Genomic DNA, 16195 nt, shown 5'->3' with positions numbered 1-16195 from the left:
GAAATCAAATTATGAATCAGAAAGCAAAAATATGAGTATGTCCCTCGCCCAAAAATTGGCCGCCGACAGCGTTGCCGCGGTTGCCGAAGGGCGCAATCTTCAGGATGTTTTGGCGGAAATCCGCGCGGCTCATCCGCAGCTGACGGCGCAGGAAAACGGCGCGTTGCAGGATATTGCCTACGGTTGCCAACGTTATTTGGGAAGTTTGAAGTATATGCTTGGTCAAATGCTGAAGAAGCCGATTGACAATCCGCAGCTTGAAAGCCTGCTTTTAGCGGCGATGTACCAACTGCATTACACGCGCAATGCGCCTCATGCCGTGGTCAATGAAGCGGTGGAAAGCATTGCCAAAATCGGCCGCGGCCAGTTCCGCTCGTTTGCCAATGCGATTTTGCGCCGCTTTTTGCGTGAACGCGACAAGCTCGCGGCTTCCTGCAAAAAAGACGATGTAGCAAAACACAATTTGCCGCTGTGGTGGGTGGCTTATTTGAGAAACCATTATCCGAAACATTGGCACAACATCACCACTGCGCTGCAATCGCATCCGCCGATGACTTTGCGTGTCAACCGCCGACACGGCAATGCCGAAAGTTATTTGGAAAAATTGGCTGCGGAAGGTATTGCGGCCAGGGCGTTGGACGAATACGCCGTAATGTTGGAAGAAGCCGTGCCGGTAAACCGCCTGCCTGGTTTTTCAGATGGCCTGGTGTCGGTGCAGGATTTTGGTGCGCAACGTGCTGCCTATTTGTTGAACCCGAAAGACGGCGAACGCATTCTCGATGCCTGTGCAGCGCCGGGCGGCAAGACAGGCCATATCTTGGAACTGGCAGATTGTCATGTTACCGCTTTGGATATAGACGAAGGCCGTCTGAACAGGGTGAAGAGCAATCTTGACCGTTTAGGCTGTCAGACGGCCTCTTTGACTTGTGCCGATGCGCAGGACTTGACAGCGTGGTATGATGGCAAGACCTTTGACGCTGTCTTGGCAGATGTGCCGTGTACCGCTTCGGGCGTAGCGCGCCGCAATCCCGACGTCAAATGGCTGCGCCGACCGACCGATGCCGTCAAAACCGCACGCCAACAGGAAGCGTTATTAGACGCGCTGTGGCAGACCCTGACGAAAAACGGCAGGATGTTGCTGGCTACCTGCTCGGTCTTCGTCGAAGAAAACGACGGTCAGTTGCAAAAATTCCTTAACCGCCATGCCGATGCCGAGTTGATCGAGTCGCATGTGCTTTTACCGAACAAACATCAAGATGGCTTTTATTACGCGCTTATTAAAAAGCAGTAAAACGCTGATTGTACCGCTCTTGCTCGCCGTGTCGCTGAACGCGGCGGGCGAGGGCATCAGTGCGACCCGTGCCGAGGCAAAGCTGACCCATGCCGGACAGCTTTCCGTCAGCAGCCGTTTCCGCACCGACCTGCCCGATCAGCTTAAAGAAGCACTCAAACAGGGCGTCCCCCTGCATTTCAATTTAAGTTGGCAGCTGTCGGCACCGTCCGTGGCGTCTTATAAATTCAAGTTCGACCAGCTGCTCAACAACGACAGCACGATTCAATATAAATTGTCCTTCCATCCACTGACCAACCGCTATCGCGTTACCGTCGGTACGTTTTCTACCGAGTACGACACGCTTGAAACTGCCTTGCGCGCAGTAGGTGCGGTCGCGAATTGGAAGGTTTTGTCCAAAGGCGCGCTGAGTGACGTGGCCGCCAAAGACACGAAGGCTGAAATCCGCCTGCTGCTGACAACCGCCAAGCTGCCCAAACCGTTCCAAATCAATGCCCTGACGTCTAAAAACTGGCATTTGGATTCTGGTTGGAAGTCCTTGTCGGTCGTGCAGGAGTAAACCATGCGCCGCTTTCTTCTGATTGCCGCCGTATTCGCCGTTGTTTTGTTGTACGGTCTAACTGTTGCAACGGGCAGCAGCAACGTATTGTCCGATTATTTCTGGTGGATTGTTGCTTTGTGCGGCTTGCTGTTGCTGGTGTTGGCCGCGGTGTTGGTGCGCTATGTCGTGCTTTTGATGCGCGACAACAGCAAAAGCGTGTTCGGTTCGCAGATTGCGCGTAGGCTGTCGGGGATGTTTACCTTGGTTGCCGTATTGCCGGGCGTGTTTTTGTTCGGTATTTCCGCCCAGTTTATTAACGGTACGATTAATTCTTGGTTTGGCAACGATACCCATGAGGCATTGGAGCGCAGCTTAAACTTGAGCAAATCCGCGCTGAACTTGGCGGTGGACAACGCTGTCAGCAACGCCACGCCGGTGCAAATCGACTTAATCAGCGCCGCTTCGCTGGACGGCAACTTAGGGCAAGCGCTGGCAAAGTCCGCGCTTACTTCCGACTTTGCCCAGCTGGCGCTTTATAACGCGACTACCCATAAAGCCGAGAAAAGCATCAATCCCCTGAAACTAAATCAACCTGAGCTTAACAAAGAAGGATGGGAGCAGCTGGAGCAGACCGGCTCGGTACGCAGCTTGGAAAACATCGGCGGCGTGCTGTATGCTCAGGGTTGGATGCTGATCGGTACGCATAAAAATCAGGATTATGCGCTATTTTTCCGGCAGCCGATTCCGAAAGATGTTGCCCAAGACGCGACGCTGATTGAAGCGGCCCGTGCCAAATACGCCGAGCTGAGTTATACCAAAAAAGGCCTGCAAACCTTTTTCCTGTCCACGCTGTTGGTCGCGACATTGTTGGCCATCTTTTTGGCGCTGGTTATGGCTTTGTATTTTGCCCGCCGTTTTGTGGCGCCGGTGTTGTCGTTGGCAGAGGGCGCGCGGGCGGTGGCTCAGGGCGACTTCAGCCAGACCCGGCCGGTGTTCCGCAATGACGAGTTCGGCCGGTTGACCCAGTTATTCAACCACATGACCGAGCAATTGGCGATTGCCAAAGAGGCGGACGAGCGCAACCGTTTGCGCGAAGAAGCCGCCCGCCATTATTTGGAATGCGTGTTGGAAAGTTTGACCACAGGCGTGATTACTTTGGATGCCGACGGCCGTCTGAAAACCTTTAACAAAGCCGCCGAACAGATTTTGGGCGTTTCGTTGGTGTCTTTGTGGGGCAGCAACTGGCATCAATGGCACGGCAAATCGCCGCAGCAAACCCTGTTGGCCGATGTGTTTGCCGCCATTAATGAAACCGCCGACAGCGACAAACCCGTCCAAGTCGAATACGCCGCGCCCGATGATGCCCGAATCTTATTGGGTAAGGCCACCATCCTGCCGGAAGACAACGATAACGGCGTGGTGATGGTGATTGATGACATTACCGTCTTGATACGCGCGCAAAAAGAGGCCGCATGGGGCGAAGTGGCGAAACGTTTGGCGCATGAAATCCGCAATCCGCTTACGCCTATCCAGCTTTCCGCCGAGAGATTGGCATGGAAATTGCATGATAAACTTGATGAACAAGACGCCCAAATCCTCAGCCGTTCAACCGATACCATCGTCAAACAGGTTGCCGCGCTAAAAGAAATGGTCGAAGCATTCCGCAATTATGCGCGTGCGCCATCGCTGAATTTAGAAAAACAAGATTTAAACGGTTTGGTGTCGGAAGTATTGGTATTATATGAGGCCGGCGCGTGCAAATTTAATGCGTGGCTCAGCGCCGACGCCCTGCCGATTGTTGCCGATACGACGGCGATGCGCCAAGTGTTGCATAACCTATTTAAGAATGCCGCAGAAGCGGCAGAGTCGGACGAAGCGCCGCAAGTAAACGTTGAAACAGGGCGCGAAGGCGGACAGGTTTTCCTGACCGTCTGCAACAACGGTAAAAGTTTCAGCAAAGAAATGCTGCACAATGCTTTTGAGCCGTACGTTACCGACAAACCGACAGGAACGGGGCTGGGCTTGCCCGTTGTGAAAAAAATTATTGAGGAGCATGGCGGCCGTATCAGCCTGAGCAATCAGAACAGCGGCGGCGCGTGCGTCAAAATAGCTTTACCGGAAATGGCAGAAACTTATGCGAAGCAGTGATATTTTGATTGTAGATGATGAAGTAGGCATCCGCGACCTGCTCTCCGAAATCCTTCAAGACGAAGGCTATACCGTCACTTTAGCCGAAAATGCCGAAGAAGCGCGCCAATTGCGTTATCAAACGCGTCCGGCCATGGTGTTGCTGGACATTTGGATGCCCGATTGCGACGGCATCACTTTGTTGAAAGAGTGGGCGAAAAACGGCCAACTCAATATGCCTGTTGTTATGATGAGCGGTCATGCCAGCATTGACACCGCGGTTGAAGCCACTAAAATCGGCGCGCTCGATTTTCTGGAAAAACCGATTGCCCTGCAAAAACTCTTGTCTGCGGTAGAACGCGCCTTGAAACATGGCGAAGTTCAGACGGCCTCCGGCATGACTTTGGACAAACTGGGCAACAGCCCGGTTATTCAAGAAATGAACGGCAGCATTGAAGCGGCCGCCAAACACAATCGCCCGCTGTTGTTGGCCGGTGAGGCAGGCTCGCCGTTTGAAATTGTCGCCCGCTATCTGCACAAAAGCGGTACGCCTTGGGTGGCAACCGACCGTGTCGAACACATTGTCGATACGCCGTTGGAGTTGTTGCAAAAAGCATCGGGCGGTATTTTGTATGTCGGCGATATTGCCCGTTACAGCAAAAATATCCAAAACGGCATTGCTTTCTTGCTTGAAAAAGCCGACCGCTACAATGTCCGTGTGATTGCTTCATGCGGCTTTAAACGCGGTGAGAGCGCTGATGACGTCGTTGCCGGCCGACTGGCGGAGCTGTTGAAAGAGTGCATCAATGTTCCTTCTTTGCGCAGCCAACCGGACGATATCGTCTTTTTAATCAACCGCATCATGACCGATTTGGCCGAAAGTCAAAAAATCCAGCCGGTAAAATTCAGCGATAGCGCGTTGGTGGTTTTGCGCCAATACGATTGGCCGGGCAATTACGACCAGCTTGCCGAAACAGTGAAAAACATCATGTTGGAATCGGACGGCAAAGAAGTGGACGATCAGGCTGTTGCCGTGGCTTTGGGTCAGAAGGAAAACGCGACGGCGACAGAAATCATCGGTGGCTTCAATTTCAATATGCCTTTGCGCGAATTGAGGGAAGAAGTCGAGCGCCGCTACTTTGAGTACCACATCGCCCAAGAAGGCCAAAATATGAGCCGCGTGGCGCAAAAGGTCGGTTTGGAGCGTACACACCTTTACCGCAAACTCAAACAACTCGGTATCAGCGTATCGCGCCGCAGCGCCGACAAATCCGAAGAATAAGCGCAATATCGGTTCAAACACAATAGAGGCCGTCTGAAAGCCATCAGGTTTTTCAGACGGCATCGTCATTTGACGGTTTGCTTAGGCAAGCAATACTTTATAAAAATAATGATATGGCTCGGCATTGTTATTTTGCCTTTTAAGCCGAAAGAATACGAAAGTCGGCAAAACTGCTCAGATTACAACTGAGTCGGAAAAACACTATACATTGATTATGTCTGAATCGATGCATCAAGAATTGAAAAATTATTGTGCTCAACATGGTATTTCTTTGAAAGATTTTGTCATTCAGGCAATTCAAAATGAAATGCAGCAGTAATGGCTAAAACATAAAGATGTAAATATGCTTTAATGTAAAGATGTACTTTTGAAAAGGAGTTATCCAATGTTAGGACATTTTGATTATGAAGTAGCTTTAGAGATTTTAGGCCAAAGTCAGCAGTCTTTAGTTCAGGCTCGCTATGATGAATACAATAAAGAAAACCCAAATCCGGAGCTTTTGAAATTTCTACGTAGCCGTATGGCCGTTGTAGATGAGCTAATGGATAACTTAAAACCTGATGATGAATATCTGATTAATCGTATATTGGATAAAAATGATGTTCTGAGAAAGTTACTGTGATGGGTAACTAAAGCTTTATATTAATAAAATATTCAGACGGCCTTTATTTACTTCGGGCCGTCTGAAAAAACATTACGAAAAGGGAACAGATTGATGACGGAAAACGAGCGTTTTGCTTGGTTGCAACTGGCATTTACGCCCTATATCGGCGCAGAAAGTTTTTTGGTGCTGTTGCAGCAATTCGGTAGCGCACAAGCTGCCTTGAATGCGCCGGCAGATACAATTGCCGCGTTGGTGCGCCATAAACAGGCAGTCGAGTCGTGGCGTAATGCAGACAAACGGGCTTTGGCGCAGCAGTCAGCTGAAGCCGCTTTAAAATGGGAAATGCAGGACGGTTGCCGTCTGTTGCTGCTGCAAGATGATGATTTCCCCGAAATGCTGACACAAGGTATTACCGCGCCGCCGGTTTTGTTTTTACGCGGCAATGCAGAGTTGTTGCACACATCTTCTGCCGCGATTGTCGGCAGCCGCCATGCCACGCCGCAGGCAATGCGGATTGCCAAAGATTTCGGCAGGGCGTTGAGCGAAAAAGGCATTCCCGTCGTATCGGGTATGGCTTCGGGTATCGATACCGCCGCCCATCAGGGGGCATTGCAGGCAGATGGCGGCACCATCGCCGTCTGGGGAACCGGTATAGACCGCATTTATCCGCCGTCCAATAAAAACCTTGCTTATGAAATTGCTGAAAAAGGATTGATTGTCAGCGAGTTCCCTTTGGACACGCGTCCGTTTGCAGGCAACTTTCCGCGCCGCAACCGTCTGATTGCCGCGTTATCGCAGCTGACCTTGGTGGTTGAAGCGGCATTGGAATCCGGCTCATTGATTACCGCCAAGTTGGCGGCGGAGATGGGGCGCGAAGTGATGGCGGTGCCCGGTTCGATAGACAATCCGCACAGCAAAGGCTGTCACAAGCTGATTAAAGACGGGGCAAAACTGGTGGAATGTCTGGACGATATTCTCCATGAGTGTCCGCAGCTATTGCAAAATACGCCTGTTCCATCATATTCTATAAATAAGACGGTAAAACTGAAAAACGATCGAACCAAACATCTGCAACAAAAAACAATAGCGGATGAACCGCAAAGGCCGTCTGAAAACCTATCTGCCGCCCCATCAACAAGCGCTTTATTGGAAGCAATGGGTTACGACCCGATACACCCCGATATTTTGGCGCAACAAACCAATACGGCAGCGGCAGACGTGTACGCACAGCTTTTGGAATACGAACTTGACGGTATTGTTGCCGCCTTACCGGGCGGCCGTTATCAGCGTGTCAAAGCATAAATTATCTATATTTAAGGAACCAGCATGACCGAAGTCATTGCCTATTTAATCGAACACTTCCAAGATTTCGACAATTGTCCGCCTCCGGAGGATTTGGGTCGCCTCTTGGAAGATGCGGGTTTTGATGCTACGGAAATCGGCAATACATTGATGATGATGGAAGTCTTGTTCAATACGTCCGAATTCTATGCCGAGCCGTTTAACAGCGACTCCCTGCGCGTATTCTGCCGTGAAGAAGCTGAAAACCTGCCGCAGGAAGTCATGGGCTTGATGCAGTATTTGGTTGCCGAGCACGCAATTACTTATGAGCAACGCGAAATCGTCATTCACGCCCTGATGCACATTCCATCGGACGAAATCACCCTCGATACCGCCAAAGTGTTGGTATTGCTGGTGTTATGGATGCACAAGAGCGAGCTATCCGTCCTGATAGGCGACGACTTGATGAGTGCGTTGACCGGACAAAACGTGATGCACTAAAACCTTGTTTCAGACGGCCTTAATAATAAAGGCCGTCTGAAACATAAACCCAATACATCCAAAAGAGAACAACAATGGCGAAAAACCTATTAATCGTCGAATCCCCGTCCAAAGCCAAAACCCTGAAAAAATATCTGGGAGGTGATTTTGAAATCTTGGCGTCTTACGGTCATGTCCGCGACTTGGTACCCAAAAGCGGAGCAGTAGATCCCGACAACGGCTTTGCCATGAAGTACCAGCTGATCAGCCGCAACAGCAAACACGTCGATGCCATCGTCGCCGGTGCCAAAGAAGCCGAAAACATCTACCTCGCAACCGACCCGGATAGGGAAGGCGAAGCCATCTCATGGCATCTTTATGAAATCCTCAAATCCAAACGCGGCCTGAAAAACATCAAGCCGCAGCGTGTCGTGTTCCACGAAATCACCAAAAACGCCGTGCTCGACGCCGTCGCCAATCCGCGCGAAATCGAAATGGACTTGGTCGATGCGCAACAAGCCCGCCGAGCTTTGGACTATTTGGTCGGTTTCAACCTCTCGCCATTGTTGTGGAAAAAAATCCGACGCGGTTTGAGCGCAGGCCGTGTACAAAGTCCCGCTTTGCGCCTGATTTGCGAGCGCGAAAATGAAATCCGCGCGTTTGAAGCGCAGGAATATTGGACGGTACATCTCGACAGCCACAAAGGCCGCAGCAAGTTTACCGCCAAACTCGCCCAATACAACGGCGCGAAACTCGAACAATTCGACCTGCCGAACGAAGCCGCGCAAGCCGACGTATTGAAAGAACTCGAAGGCAAAGAGGCCGTCGTTACCGCCATTGAAAAGAAAAAGCGCAGCCGCAATCCCGCCGCGCCGTTCACCACATCTACCATGCAGCAGGATGCCGTGCGCAAACTCGGCTTCACCACCGACCGCACCATGCGTACCGCTCAGCAACTTTATGAAGGTATAGACGTAGGGCAGGGCGCCATCGGTCTGATTACCTATATGCGTACCGACAGCGTGAATTTGGCCGATGAAGCGTTAACCGAAATCCGCCATTACATCGAAAACAAAATCGGCAAAGAATATCTGCCAAGTTCGGCCAAGCAGTACAAAACCAAATCCAAAAACGCCCAAGAAGCGCACGAAGCCATCCGTCCGACTTCCGTGTACCGCACGCCCGAAAGCGTCAAACCCTTCCTGAGCGCAGACCAGTTCAAACTCTATCAAATGATTTGGCAGCGCACCGTCGCCTGTCAGATGACGCCCGCCAAATTCGACCAAACCACCGTCGATATTACCGTTGGTAAGGGCGTATTCCGCGTAACCGGACAAGTGCAGACTTTCGCAGGCTTTTTGAGCGTGTATGAAGAAAGCAGCGATGACGAAGAGAGCGAAGACAGCAAAAAACTGCCCGAAATGAGCGAAGGCGACAAACTGCCTGTAGACAAACTTTACGGCGAACAACACTTTACCACTCCGCCGCCGCGCTACAACGAAGCCACGCTGGTTAAAGCCCTCGAAGAATACGGCATTGGCCGTCCCTCCACCTACGCCAGTATTATTTCCACGCTCAAAGACCGCGAATACGTTACCCTTGAGCAAAAACGCTTCATGCCCACCGACACAGGCGACATCGTCAATAAATTCCTGACCGAACACTTCGCCCAATACGTCGATTACCACTTTACCGCCAAACTCGAAGACCAGCTTGACGAGATTGCCAATGGCAAACGCCAATGGATTCCCGTGATGGATAAATTCTGGAAACCATTTATCAAACAAGTGGAAGAAAAAGAAGGTATCGAACGTGCCAAATTCACCACGCAGGAACTCGACGAAACCTGCCCCAAATGCGGCGAACACAAACTGCAAATCAAGTTTGGCAAAATGGGCCGTTTCGTCGCCTGCGCTGGTTATCCAGAGTGCAGCTACACGCGCAACGTCAACGAAACCGCCGAAGAGGCCGCCGAGCGCATCGCCAAAGCTGAAGCAGAACAAGCCGAACTCGACGGGCGCGAATGCCCCAAATGTGGCGGACGGTTGTTGTACAAATACAGCCGCACCGGCAGCAAATTCATCGGCTGCGCCAACTACCCCAAATGCAAACACGTCGAGCCGCTGGAAAAACCCAAAGACACCGGCGTCCAGTGCCCACAATGCAAAAAAGGCAACCTCGTCGAGCGCAAATCCCGCTACGGCAAACTGTTTTACAGTTGCAGCACTTATCCGGATTGCAACTACGCGACATGGAACCCACCCATTGCAGAAACCTGTCCAAAATGCGCGTGGCCGGTTTTGACCATCAAAACCACCAAACGCTGGGGCGTGGAGAAAGTCTGCCCGCAAAAAGAATGTGGTTGGAAAGAGCAAATTGAACCGCCTGCACCGAAGGAATAATTTGTTAATGAAATAGTAAAGGCCGTCTGAAAAATGATTTGCAGACGGCCTTTTTGTTTCTAAAAGAATAGAGTGAAATACGGCTTGATAGCAGTTTCACTATATAATTAAGGCCGTCTGAAAACTCGGCATCTTTTAAGAATTATGGCAAACAACAAACATTCCAAACACAGCAATCAAGTACGTATCATCGGTGGGCAATGCAGGGGACGAAAGCTAACATTTTTATCTGCAGATGGTCTGCGCCCGACGCCTGACAGCGTGCGTGAAAAACTATTTAATTGGTTGGGTCAGGATTTAACCGGCAAAACGGTATTAGATTTATTCAGCGGTAGCGGTGCTTTAGGAATGGAGGCTGCTTCTCGTAATGCGGCAAAAGTGCTAATGGTCGATAACCACCGCCAAACTGTTCAAACGCTTCAGAAAAATATCTGTGAATTAGGTTTGAAACAGGTGGAAATTGTGTGTTCAGACGGCATGGCTTATCTGACAAGGCCGTCTGAAAAATTTGATGTTGTGTTTCTTGATCCGCCGTTTGCATGGGAAGATTGGCAAAATCTGTTTATCCGATTGCAAAGCCACTTGAAAAATGGGGCAATGGTCTATATTGAAGCAGGGAAGTTGCCTGAAAAACCGGATTGGCTGGAAATTTATCGGGAAGGAAAGGCGGGAATGAGTAGGTTTGAATTATCGCTCTATTCGCAAGTTGCTGAATAGTATAGAATTTGAGAATCATTCCCAAGGTGTAAAACATTCTTTTAAACGGATTGTTCCGACGTCATTTGTGCTATAATCCGCGCCCAATCGGTTTTGATAATTTAAGAAAAAAGGAAATAGAAATGTCGCTCTTTATTACAGATGAGTGCATTAACTGCGATGTGTGCGAACCGGAATGCCCTAATGATGCCATTTCGCAAGGTGAAGAAATTTACGAAATCAATCCAAATTTGTGTACGCAATGTGTAGGCCATTACGATGAGCCTCAGTGCCAACAGGTATGTCCTGTCGACTGTATCTTGATCGATGAAGAGCATCCTGAAACGCACGAAGAACTGATGGCTAAGTACGAAAAAATCATTCAGTTTAAATAAATAGTGTTTAAAAGCAAAAACTTGGATGTTTTTAAAGAAATAAATGAAAAAAAATCTTGACGGAAATCTGAGTTGCCAATAAACTAGCGTTCTCTTTTGGAGGGATTCCCGAGCGGTCAAAGGGGGCAGACTGTAAATCTGTTGCGCGAGCTTCGAAGGTTCGAATCCTTCTCCCTCCACCAAAAATTCTTACTTGGAGCAAAAAGTGAGTATGCGGGTGTAGCTCAATGGTAGAGCAGAAGCCTTCCAAGCTTACGGTGAGGGTTCGATTCCCTTCACCCGCTCCAAACAATTTCGCCCATGTAGCTCAGGGGTAGAGCACTCCCTTGGTAAGGGAGAGGTCGGCAGTTCAAATCTGCCCATGGGCACCATCTCATTATTACCCTTTATTTTCAAAAAGCTTAGATTATAGGATATTGCCATGGCTAAGGAAAAATTTGAACGTAGCAAACCGCACGTAAACGTTGGCACCATCGGTCACGTTGACCATGGTAAAACCACTCTGACTGCTGCTTTGACTACTATTTTGGCTAAAAAATTCGGTGGCGCTGCAAAAGCTTACGACCAAATCGACAACGCTCCTGAAGAAAAAGCTCGTGGTATTACCATTAATACCTCACACGTAGAATACGAAACTGAAACCCGTCACTACGCACACGTAGACTGCCCGGGCCACGCCGACTACGTTAAAAACATGATTACCGGTGCTGCCCAAATGGACGGCGCGATCTTGGTATGTTCTGCCGCTGACGGTCCTATGCCTCAAACTCGCGAACACATCCTGTTGGCTCGCCAAGTAGGTGTACCTTACATCATCGTATTCATGAACAAATGCGACATGGTTGACGATGCCGAGCTGTTGGAACTGGTTGAAATGGAAATCCGTGACTTGTTGTCAAGCTACGACTTCCCTGGCGACGACTGCCCAATCGTACAAGGTTCTGCACTGAAAGCTTTGGAAGGTGATGCTGCTTACGAAGAAAAAATCTTCGAATTGGCTGCTGCCTTGGACAGCTACATCCCAACACCTGAGCGTGCTGTGGACAAACCTTTCTTGTTGCCTATCGAAGACGTATTCTCTATCTCCGGCCGTGGTACAGTAGTAACCGGTCGTGTAGAGCGCGGTATCATCCACGTTGGTGACGAGATCGAAATCGTAGGTTTGAAAGAAACCCAAAAAACCACTTGCACCGGCGTTGAAATGTTCCGCAAACTGCTGGACGAAGGTCAAGCGGGTGACAACGTAGGCGTATTGCTGCGTGGTACTAAACGTGAAGACGTAGAGCGTGGTCAAGTATTGGCTAAACCAGGTACTATCACTCCTCACACCAAGTTCAAAGCAGAAGTATACGTACTGAGCAAAGAAGAGGGTGGTCGTCACACTCCATTCTTCGCTAACTACCGTCCACAATTCTACTTCCGTACTACTGACGTAACTGGTGCAGTTACTTTGGAAGAAGGCGTAGAAATGGTAATGCCAGGTGAGAACGTAACCATTACTGTAGAACTGATTGCGCCAATCGCTATGGAAGAAGGTCTGCGCTTTGCGATTCGCGAAGGTGGTCGTACCGTAGGTGCGGGTGTGGTTTCTTCTGTAATCGCTTAAGTTTAGAGGCCAATAGCTCAATTGGTAGAGTATCGGTCTCCAAAACCGAGGGTTGGGGGTTCGAGACCCTCTTGGCCTGCCAAATAAAAAATTAACCGGCCTTGTGCCGGTTAATTTTTTTGTACTTAAGTTCTAAGATTATTTGGAATTAATTAATGGATCAATGCCGCTATCTAAAATGAAGGCGGGTGGGGTATTGATAAGTGAGTAAAGATGACAGAACATCCGTCTGGACGCAAAGAAGGCCATCAGAAAAAGGAAGTTGTGGTAAGTAATAAGCCGGCTCCTGAAAAGAAAGAAGGTCTGTTTGCATATTTTAAGAGCTCTTGGACTGAGTTTAAGAAGGTAGTTTGGCCGAGTCGTGATGAAGCGGTTAAAATGACTGTATTTGTGATTATCTTCGTTGCAGTTTTAGCAGCCTTCATTTATGCGGCAGATACAATTATTTCATGGTTGTTTTTTGATGTTTTATTAAATAGGAAAGGGTAAAGATGTCAAAGCGTTGGTATGTGGTACAGGCCTATTCCGGTTTCGAGAAAAATGTTCAAAAAACATTGAAAGAGCGTATTACTCGTGAAAACATGGAAGAATATTTCGGTCAGATTCTCGTTCCTGTAGAGGAAGTGGTAGACATCAAGAATGGCCGAAAAACCATCAGTGAGCGTAAATTCTATCCAGGCTATGTGCTGGTTGAAATGGAAATGACCGATGATTCATGGCATTTGGTTAAGAGTACCCCTCGAGTAAATGGCTTTGTAGGTGGTAGCGGAAATCGTCCAATCCCAATTTCTCAAAAAGATGCAGATGCTATTTTGCAACAAGCCAAAACAGGTGTTGAGAAGCCAAAACCAAAAGTTGAATTCGAAGTGGGTCAGCAGGTTCGTGTGAATGAAGGTCCATTTGCTGATTTCAATGGAATTGTTGATGAAGTTAACTACGAGCGTAATAGACTGCGTGTTTCAGTTCAAATTTTTGGTCGGGAAACACCGGTTGAATTAGAGTTCGGTCAGGTTGAAAAGATTTAAGTGGTTTAATTCGCTTGAAAATTTTTTTTTAAGCAGATATAATCGCAAATTCTGTTTGGGAAGCGGAATGGTTCCGCGTTATACCCGTTTTTAGGAGTCCTTAAGTGGCAAAGAAAATTATCGGCTACATCAAACTGCAAATTCCTGCAGGTAAAGCCAATCCATCTCCCCCAGTTGGTCCTGCTTTGGGTCAGCGTGGTTTGAACATCATGGAATTCTGTAAAGCATTTAATGCTGCAACCCAAGGTATGGAACCTGGTTTGCCAATTCCAGTCGTGATCACCGCATTTGCAGATAAATCATTCACATTTGTGATGAAAACCCCACCAGCTTCTATCTTGTTGAAAAAAGCTGCTGGTCTGCAAAAAGGTAGTTCTAATCCTCTGACTAACAAAGTGGGTAAATTGACCCGCGCTCAGTTGGAAGAAATTGCTAAAACTAAAGAGCCTGATTTGACTGCTGCTGATTTGGATGCGGCTGTTCGTACTATCGCCGGCTCTGCTCGCTCAATGGGCTTGGATGTGGAGGGTGTTGTATAATGGCTAAAGTATCTAAACGCTTGAAAGCTCTGCGCTCTTCTGTTGAAGCTAACAAACTGTACGCAATCGATGAAGCAATTGCTTTGGTTAAAAAAGCTGCTACTGCTAAATTTGACGAGTCTGTTGATGTATCTTTCAACTTGGGTGTTGATCCTCGTAAATCTGACCAAGTTATCCGTGGTTCAGTCGTTCTGCCTAAAGGTACCGGTAAAACAACTCGCGTAGCTGTGTTTACTCAAGGTGCAAATGCAGATGCTGCTAAAGAAGCTGGTGCAGATATTGTCGGTTTTGAAGATCTGGCTGCTGAAATCAAAGCTGGTAATCTGAACTTTGACGTTGTTATTGCTTCTCCTGATGCAATGCGTATCGTTGGTCAATTGGGTACCATCTTGGGTCCTCGTGGTCTGATGCCAAACCCTAAAGTAGGTACTGTTACTCCTAACGTTGCTGAAGCAGTTAAAAATGCAAAAGCAGGTCAAGTACAATACCGTACAGATAAAGCCGGTATCGTTCATGCAACTATCGGTCGTGCTTCTTTCGCTGAAGCTGACTTGAAAGAGAACTTCAATGCGTTGCTGGATGCTATCGTTAAAGCCAAACCTGCTGCTGCTAAAGGTCAGTACCTGAAAAAAGTTGCTGTATCCAGCACTATGGGTTTGGGTGTTCGCGTTGATACTGCAAGCGTGAACAACTAAGAAATTTTCAGGTGATCCAGTTTTCTGGATTGCCTGGATTTGGGCTACTTAAAATTAAGTAGATGTCCAAGACCGTAGGGATCGTAAGATTTAATCGTAACTGCCCTACGCAGACGGTAGTCCTGAAACACATTGCAAGATTGCTTGTAAGATGTCTTTTTAGGTTACCGCGCTGGTGGGATATCATTTCGGTATCCTGTTTATAAACAGTGGGAGGTAGACCTTGAGTCTCAATATTGAAACCAAGAAAGTGGCCGTAGAGGAAATTAGCGCAGCAATTGCTAACGCTCAAACTCTTGTAGTCGCTGAATATCGCGGTATCAGTGTTTCCAGCATGACTGAGCTTCGTGCAAATGCACGTAAAGAAGGCGTTTACTTGCGTGTTCTGAAAAATACTCTGGCTCGTCGCGCAGTAGAAGGTACTTCATTCGCAGATTTGGCCGATCAAATGGTTGGTCCATTGGTTTATGCTGCTTCTGAAGATGCTGTTGCTGCTGCTAAAGTGCTGCACCAATTCGCGAAAAAAGATGACAAAATTATCGTTAAAGCCGGTTCTTACAATGGCGAAGTAATGGATGCTGCTCAGGTTGCTGAGTTGGCCTCTATTCCAAGCCGCGAAGAGCTGTTGTCCAAACTGTTGTTCGTTATGCAAGCTCCCGTATCAGGCCTTGCACGTGGTTTGGCTGCTTTGGCAGAGAAAAAAGCTGGCGAAGAAGCCGCTTAATCGATTTTGTTTCATTTAATCAATTATTTTTTAATACAATATTTGGAGTATAAATAGCATGGCTATTACTAAAGAAGACATTTTGGAAGCCGTTGGTTCTTTGACCGTAATGGAATTGAACGATTTGGTTAAAGCTTTTGAAGAAAAATTTGGCGTTTCTGCTGCTGCAGTTGCAGTTGCAGGTCCTGCAGGTGCTGGTGCAGCTGCTGCTGAAGAGAAAACTGAATTTGACGTAGTATTGGCTTCTGCCGGTGATCAAAAAGTTGGCGTGATTAAAGTTGTCCGCGCTCTCACTGGCTTGGGTCTGAAAGAAGCTAAAGACATCGTTGACGGTGCACCTAAAACTCTGAAAGAAGGTGTTTCTAAAGCTGAAGCTGAAGACATCCAAAAACAACTGGAAGAAGCCGGCGCTAAAGTCGAAATCAAATAATTTGATGCTTCCTATGAAGGCTGGCAGTTTTCTGCCAGCCTTATTTTGCTTCTTAAAATAAGCATCAGGCATTGTTT

17 protein-coding genes and 4 tRNA genes are annotated in these 16195 nt (G+C 48.3%); all 21 read left to right on the top strand.

Features of this window, described 5'->3' with window-relative positions; all coding sequences use genetic code 11:
• Window positions 1–31: 31 nt before the first annotated feature.
• The 21 genes from rsmB to rplL all read left to right on the top strand — a co-directional run bounded on the left by rsmB (window position 32) and on the right by rplL (window position 16118).
• The gene (gene rsmB, locus ACTHSN_RS08145) at window positions 32–1291 is read left to right on the top strand and encodes a 16S rRNA (cytosine(967)-C(5))-methyltransferase RsmB (protein WP_296184833.1); all 1260 of its coding nucleotides are present in this window, start codon (window positions 32–34) and stop codon (window positions 1289–1291) included.
• A complete protein-coding gene (locus ACTHSN_RS08140) occupies window positions 1257–1850 on the top strand; it encodes a DUF4390 domain-containing protein (protein ID WP_049331249.1) in 594 nt (197 codons plus the stop codon). The genes rsmB and ACTHSN_RS08140 overlap by 35 nt, the downstream gene beginning before the upstream one ends.
• Window positions 1851–1853: 3 nt before the next feature.
• Window positions 1854–3980, top strand: coding sequence for an ATP-binding protein (locus ACTHSN_RS08135; protein WP_440365240.1), 2127 nt, complete (start codon window positions 1854–1856; stop codon window positions 3978–3980).
• Complete coding sequence (locus tag ACTHSN_RS08130) at window positions 3967–5241, top strand: sigma-54-dependent transcriptional regulator (RefSeq protein ID WP_049331243.1); 1275 nt, start codon at window positions 3967–3969, stop codon at window positions 5239–5241. Before ACTHSN_RS08135 ends, ACTHSN_RS08130 begins: the two co-directional genes overlap by 14 nt.
• Before the next feature lie 385 nt (window positions 5242–5626).
• Window positions 5627–5863 (top strand): hypothetical protein, encoded by a 237-nt coding sequence (locus ACTHSN_RS08125; protein WP_070461203.1) that lies wholly within the window; start codon window positions 5627–5629, stop codon window positions 5861–5863.
• Between the two features lie 93 nt (window positions 5864–5956).
• Window positions 5957–7147, top strand: coding sequence for a DNA-processing protein DprA (gene dprA / locus ACTHSN_RS08120; RefSeq protein WP_070461205.1), 1191 nt, complete (start codon window positions 5957–5959; stop codon window positions 7145–7147).
• A 24-nt stretch (window positions 7148–7171) separates the two neighbouring features.
• Window positions 7172–7627 carry a DUF494 family protein gene (locus tag ACTHSN_RS08115; RefSeq protein WP_070461207.1) on the top strand — a complete coding sequence of 152 codons (456 nt, stop codon included), beginning with the start codon at window positions 7172–7174 and terminating at the stop codon, window positions 7625–7627.
• Window positions 7628–7701: 74 nt separating this feature from the next.
• Complete coding sequence (topA, locus tag ACTHSN_RS08110; protein WP_070461208.1) at window positions 7702–10008, top strand: type I DNA topoisomerase; 2307 nt, start codon at window positions 7702–7704, stop codon at window positions 10006–10008.
• A 144-nt stretch (window positions 10009–10152) separates the two neighbouring features.
• Window positions 10153–10725, top strand: coding sequence for a 16S rRNA (guanine(966)-N(2))-methyltransferase RsmD (gene rsmD, locus ACTHSN_RS08105; RefSeq protein ID WP_070461210.1), 573 nt, complete (start codon window positions 10153–10155; stop codon window positions 10723–10725).
• A gap of 122 nt (window positions 10726–10847) precedes the next feature.
• Window positions 10848–11099 carry a YfhL family 4Fe-4S dicluster ferredoxin gene (locus ACTHSN_RS08100; protein WP_003679513.1) on the top strand — a complete coding sequence of 84 codons (252 nt, stop codon included), beginning with the start codon at window positions 10848–10850 and terminating at the stop codon, window positions 11097–11099.
• A gap of 98 nt (window positions 11100–11197) precedes the next feature.
• Window positions 11198–11281, top strand: a tRNA-Tyr gene (locus ACTHSN_RS08095).
• Between the two features lie 31 nt (window positions 11282–11312).
• Window positions 11313–11386 (top strand) — tRNA-Gly (locus ACTHSN_RS08090).
• A 9-nt stretch (window positions 11387–11395) separates the two neighbouring features.
• Window positions 11396–11470, top strand: a tRNA-Thr gene (locus ACTHSN_RS08085).
• A 50-nt stretch (window positions 11471–11520) separates the two neighbouring features.
• Window positions 11521–12705 (top strand): elongation factor Tu, encoded by a 1185-nt coding sequence (tuf, locus tag ACTHSN_RS08080; protein WP_002215366.1) that lies wholly within the window; start codon window positions 11521–11523, stop codon window positions 12703–12705.
• A 6-nt stretch (window positions 12706–12711) separates the two neighbouring features.
• Window positions 12712–12787, top strand: a tRNA-Trp gene (locus ACTHSN_RS08075).
• Window positions 12788–12918: 131 nt separating this feature from the next.
• Window positions 12919–13194, top strand: coding sequence for a preprotein translocase subunit SecE (secE, locus tag ACTHSN_RS08070; RefSeq protein ID WP_070461116.1), 276 nt, complete (start codon window positions 12919–12921; stop codon window positions 13192–13194).
• 2 nt (window positions 13195–13196) lie between these two features.
• Window positions 13197–13730, top strand: coding sequence for a transcription termination/antitermination protein NusG (gene nusG, locus ACTHSN_RS08065; RefSeq protein ID WP_070461118.1), 534 nt, complete (start codon window positions 13197–13199; stop codon window positions 13728–13730).
• Window positions 13731–13834: 104 nt separating this feature from the next.
• Window positions 13835–14269, top strand: a complete 435-nt coding sequence (gene rplK, locus ACTHSN_RS08060) for a 50S ribosomal protein L11 (protein WP_002220151.1) — start codon at window positions 13835–13837, stop codon at window positions 14267–14269.
• Window positions 14269–14964, top strand: coding sequence for a 50S ribosomal protein L1 (gene rplA / locus ACTHSN_RS08055; protein WP_003677918.1), 696 nt, complete (start codon window positions 14269–14271; stop codon window positions 14962–14964). The genes rplK and rplA overlap by 1 nt, the downstream gene beginning before the upstream one ends.
• Window positions 14965–15187: 223 nt before the next feature.
• On the top strand, window positions 15188–15688 hold the full coding sequence (gene rplJ / locus ACTHSN_RS08050; protein WP_070461120.1) for a 50S ribosomal protein L10: 501 nt from the start codon (window positions 15188–15190) through the stop codon (window positions 15686–15688).
• A gap of 58 nt (window positions 15689–15746) precedes the next feature.
• Entirely contained in the window at window positions 15747–16118 is a 372-nt protein-coding gene (gene rplL / locus ACTHSN_RS08045; RefSeq protein ID WP_070583257.1) for a 50S ribosomal protein L7/L12, read from the top strand.
• The last annotated feature ends 77 nt before the right edge of the window (window positions 16119–16195 follow it).

The organism is Neisseria sp. P0009.S010 (assembly GCF_051958545.1).
In the GTDB taxonomy this organism is placed as follows: domain Bacteria; phylum Pseudomonadota; class Gammaproteobacteria; order Burkholderiales; family Neisseriaceae; genus Neisseria; species Neisseria subflava_A.
This window is presented reverse-complemented; position numbering and strand designations above follow the sequence as displayed.

What these genes read in the sequence shown, in the direction of transcription:
- rsmB (WP_296184833.1), top strand. Translation starts at nt 32, where the DNA reads ATGAGTATGTCCCTCGCCCAAAAATTGGCCGCCGACAGCGTTGCCGCG.
- ACTHSN_RS08140 (WP_049331249.1), top strand. Translation starts at nt 1,257, where the DNA reads ATGGCTTTTATTACGCGCTTATTAAAAAGCAGTAAAACGCTGATTGTA.
- ACTHSN_RS08135 (WP_440365240.1), top strand. Translation starts at nt 1,854, where the DNA reads ATGCGCCGCTTTCTTCTGATTGCCGCCGTATTCGCCGTTGTTTTGTTG.
- ACTHSN_RS08130 (WP_049331243.1), top strand. Translation starts at nt 3,967, where the DNA reads ATGCGAAGCAGTGATATTTTGATTGTAGATGATGAAGTAGGCATCCGC.
- ACTHSN_RS08125 (WP_070461203.1), top strand. Translation starts at nt 5,627, where the DNA reads ATGTTAGGACATTTTGATTATGAAGTAGCTTTAGAGATTTTAGGCCAA.
- dprA (WP_070461205.1), top strand. Translation starts at nt 5,957, where the DNA reads ATGACGGAAAACGAGCGTTTTGCTTGGTTGCAACTGGCATTTACGCCC.
- ACTHSN_RS08115 (WP_070461207.1), top strand. Translation starts at nt 7,172, where the DNA reads ATGACCGAAGTCATTGCCTATTTAATCGAACACTTCCAAGATTTCGAC.
- topA (WP_070461208.1), top strand. Translation starts at nt 7,702, where the DNA reads ATGGCGAAAAACCTATTAATCGTCGAATCCCCGTCCAAAGCCAAAACC.
- rsmD (WP_070461210.1), top strand. Translation starts at nt 10,153, where the DNA reads ATGGCAAACAACAAACATTCCAAACACAGCAATCAAGTACGTATCATC.
- ACTHSN_RS08100 (WP_003679513.1), top strand. Translation starts at nt 10,848, where the DNA reads ATGTCGCTCTTTATTACAGATGAGTGCATTAACTGCGATGTGTGCGAA.
- tuf (WP_002215366.1), top strand. Translation starts at nt 11,521, where the DNA reads ATGGCTAAGGAAAAATTTGAACGTAGCAAACCGCACGTAAACGTTGGC.
- secE (WP_070461116.1), top strand. Translation starts at nt 12,919, where the DNA reads ATGACAGAACATCCGTCTGGACGCAAAGAAGGCCATCAGAAAAAGGAA.
- nusG (WP_070461118.1), top strand. Translation starts at nt 13,197, where the DNA reads ATGTCAAAGCGTTGGTATGTGGTACAGGCCTATTCCGGTTTCGAGAAA.
- rplA (WP_003677918.1), top strand. Translation starts at nt 14,269, where the DNA reads ATGGCTAAAGTATCTAAACGCTTGAAAGCTCTGCGCTCTTCTGTTGAA.
- rplL (WP_070583257.1), top strand. Translation starts at nt 15,747, where the DNA reads ATGGCTATTACTAAAGAAGACATTTTGGAAGCCGTTGGTTCTTTGACC.